Raw genomic sequence first — 3,031 nt, forward strand, 5'->3', positions numbered from 1 at the left:
CCCGCCTGCAGCGGCGGGCGGGTGCCGTGGGGGACGCGGGTGCCTTCGGGGAAGATCACCAGGGGGCGGCCGGCCTCGACCCGCTCCTTCGCGGTCGCGATCATCTGGCGCAGGGTCTTGGCGCCTTCCTCGCGCGCCACGGGGATCAGGCCGTAGACGAGCGCCGAATAGCCCCAGCCGGGGATGCGGAACAGCTCCTGCTTGGCGAAGACCGCGGGGTAGGTGAACAGGCGCGGGGTATCGATCGCCTCGAAGAAGGCCTCGTGCTTGATCGCGATCAGGACGGGCGCCTGCGGCAGCGCGCCATCGAGCACCACCTCGATGCCGAGGAGATGCTCGACGCACCACAGGTGCCACGCCCCCCAGCGCCGGACGATCCCGCCCAGCCACGCGGGCCGCGCCGTTACCGCCAGCGCCGAAGCGGCCACCAGCAGCGCGCTGCCGCCATAGAACAGCACGTAGAAGACAAGGCTGCGCAGGGCCGCGAGCAGGGTCCTCAAAGGTCGATCATCCCCGCCGCGCGGCTGGCGATCAGCTTGTGATATTCGAGGAACAGCGTGCCGAGGTCGGGCTGCGAGGGCACCGCATCGCGCACCACGGTGACGAATTCGGGGAGAGTGCGGTCAAGCTCGCCCGCAGCGCGGCGCATGTGCCAGTCGGTGGTGACGAGGCGCAGGCTGCGGACCTCGTTCTGCGCCACCCACTTGGCAGTCTCCGCAGCGTTGGAACGGGTGTCGACCGCGGCAAAGCCCAGCGTGACGCAGCACGCCATGGTGCGCGGGGAGACGCCGAACTGGGCAGCGAATTCCTGCGGGCGGACCTCCTTGTCGACCCCGCTCACCAGCATCTTCTTCGCCAGCCCCCGGTCGAGCACGGCAAGGCCGCGCGCGATCCGCCCGGGGCCGCCGGTGGGGACGATCACCGCATCGGTCTTCACCCCTTGCGAGGGCCGCGGCAGGAACACCACGAACCACAGGAAGCCCAGTGCCCACAGGAGGACGGCCAGAGAGATTGCGCGGCGGATCATTGCAATCGCCCTAGAGCATGTCCTTGAGGGCCAGCGCAATGGTGATGCGCGCGGTCAGGCCCGCCAGCAGCACGCCTGCGAGCGGAACCGCGCCGATGATCAGCCAGTCGGCGAGCATCAGGCCCCCGCCGCTCACCATCCCGCTGCCCAGCTGCGCGAATTGCTGGCCAAGCAGCCACACCGCCGCAACGCCGAGGCCCGTGCCAAGCAGCGCGCCGAAAATCGCCTCGCGCAGCACGTCGCGCAGGAACACCGCCGTGATCTGACGCTGGCTCGCGCCCAGAAGGTGCATGATCTCGACCGTGTCGCGCGCGCCGGCAAAGGCGTTCCGCGCGGCGAGCCACACCGCCGCCGCGGTCGCCAGCGCCACCAGTGCGACGAGGCCCAGTGCGAGCCATTGCAGCGCGGCGAGCGCATCGTTGACCGGCCGCAGGAAATCCCCCTGCGCATCGACCCGCGCGCCCGGCACCTGCTGCTTTACCGCTGCGGCGATCCGCGCGACTTCGTCAGGCCCCGCGCTGGCGGCGAGTTCGACATCGATCAGCGCCGGGATCGGCACGTCGCCGCTGGAGGCGCCAGCGCCCAGCCACGGCTCGAGCATCGCGACCAGCTCCGCCTCGGGCAAGGCCTGGACCGCGGTGACGCCGGGCAGGCCGGTGAGGACCTTGACCGCGGCGGCCTTGCGCGCCTCGCGCAGATCGGGGTTGGGCTCGATCACCTGCACGCTCACCGCGCGCGACAGGCTGGCGCTGGCGGCGGCGGAGAGGTTGCGCAGCGCGAGGCCGCCGGCGGCCGCGATCACCACCAGCGCGATCAGGATCGCGATTACCCAGGGGATCGGCCCGGTCAGGCGCTGCGGCGGCAGCAGCCGCGCGGCGGCGCGCCCTTTCGGGCGCTCGGGCAGGGCCTCGCCCTCCTCGGCCTCGGCGGGAAGCGGGGGGAGGCTGCTCATGTCGCGGTGCTGCCGCCCGGCTTGGGGGGATACCGCAGCGCGCCGGTCGGGTCCGACAGCTGGCCCTTGTGCAGGCGCATGATCAGCGAATCCGGCACTTTCTTCAACAGGTGAACGTCGTGGGTCGCGACCACCACCGTGGTGCCGACGCGGTTGTTCAGTGCCTCGAACAGGCGCAGCAGCTTCAGCGCCATGTCGGGATCGACGTTGCCGGTCGGCTCGTCGGCGATCAGCATCTTGGGCCGCGCGATCACCGCCCGCGCGATGGCGACGCGCTGCTGCTCGCCCCCCGACAGGCTCGGCGGGACGGCATGGGCGCGGTGCGCAAGGCCCACCCATTCGAGCATGTCGCTGACCGCGCGCTGGACCTTCTTCTCCTCGGTTCCCGCCAGCCTCAATGGCAGCGCGACATTGTCGAAGGCGGTGAGATAGGGGACGAGGCGGAAGTTCTGGAACACCACGCCCAGCCGCCGGCGCAATTCGGGCAGACGGCTCCTTGGCATCGTCACCAGATCCTGCCCGAACATCCGGATCGCTCCGCGCGAGGGGGCCTGGGCGAGGTAGAGCATCTTCAGGAGGCTGGTCTTGCCCGCCCCGCTCGCCCCGGTGAGGAAGTAGAAACTGCCGGGATAGAGCGTGAAGGTGAGGTTGCTCAGCACCTCGGGATCGGTGCCGTAGCGCAGCCCGACATTGTCGAATTTCACATGGCCCGCGAGATTTTCGCTCATGCAGGCGCACCTAACAGGGGGGCGGGCGGCGGGAAAGTCGCAGATCGCCGGACAAGGCCCGCGAAGGCCGATTTAGCCCCCGCAATGTGGAAAACAGCGGGTAAATGCGGGGGTGCGGCCCAAGCGCTCTTGTGCGAAAAGGTGCGAGGACTATTGCGAAATGTGACATGATCATTGCCTGCCCAGCCTGCGGCACCCGCTATGCGGTGCCCGATGCTGCCATCGGCAGCGAGGGGCGCACCGTGCGCTGCGCCAAGTGCAAGCACAGCTGGTATCAGGACCCGCCGGCCTCGGCGCCTGCGGGACAGGCGCGGCCTGCGGCGC

The 3,031-nt window shown here is 70.2% G+C and carries 5 protein-coding genes; 1 reads left to right on the forward strand and 4 read right to left on the reverse strand.

What is annotated here, in order from left to right; genetic code table 11:
- From AX708_RS18585 to ftsE, 4 genes are all read right to left on the reverse strand, one after another.
- A partial coding sequence (locus tag AX708_RS18585; protein WP_233999680.1) for a 1-acyl-sn-glycerol-3-phosphate acyltransferase occupies positions 1–500 on the reverse strand: 500 nt, incomplete at its 3' end.
- Positions 497–1,027, reverse strand: coding sequence for a YdcF family protein (locus AX708_RS18590; RefSeq protein ID WP_066527048.1), 531 nt, complete (start codon positions 1,025–1,027; stop codon positions 497–499). The genes AX708_RS18585 and AX708_RS18590, both read right to left, overlap by 4 nt.
- 10 nt (positions 1,028–1,037) lie before the next feature.
- Positions 1,038–1,979, reverse strand: coding sequence for an ABC transporter permease (locus AX708_RS18595; protein WP_082745463.1), 942 nt, complete (start codon positions 1,977–1,979; stop codon positions 1,038–1,040).
- Positions 1,976–2,707, reverse strand: a complete 732-nt coding sequence (ftsE, locus tag AX708_RS18600; RefSeq protein ID WP_066527046.1) for a cell division ATP-binding protein FtsE — start codon at positions 2,705–2,707, stop codon at positions 1,976–1,978. Before ftsE ends, AX708_RS18595 begins: the two co-directional genes overlap by 4 nt.
- Positions 2,708–2,874: 167 nt before the next feature.
- Between ftsE and AX708_RS18605 the strand changes: the two genes are divergently transcribed.
- On the forward strand, positions 2,875–3,031 hold a 157-nt coding region (locus AX708_RS18605; protein ID WP_197426428.1), incomplete at its 3' end, for a zinc-ribbon domain-containing protein.

It is taken from the genome of Erythrobacter sp. CCH5-A1 (assembly GCF_001557115.1).
Lineage (GTDB): Bacteria > Pseudomonadota > Alphaproteobacteria > Sphingomonadales > Sphingomonadaceae > Erythrobacter.

What these genes read in the sequence shown, in the direction of transcription:
- AX708_RS18590 (WP_066527048.1), bottom strand. Translation starts at nt 1,027, where the DNA reads ATGATCCGCCGCGCAATCTCTCTGGCCGTCCTCCTGTGGGCACTGGGC.
- AX708_RS18595 (WP_082745463.1), bottom strand. Translation starts at nt 1,979, where the DNA reads ATGAGCAGCCTCCCCCCGCTTCCCGCCGAGGCCGAGGAGGGCGAGGCC.
- ftsE (WP_066527046.1), bottom strand. Translation starts at nt 2,707, where the DNA reads ATGAGCGAAAATCTCGCGGGCCATGTGAAATTCGACAATGTCGGGCTG.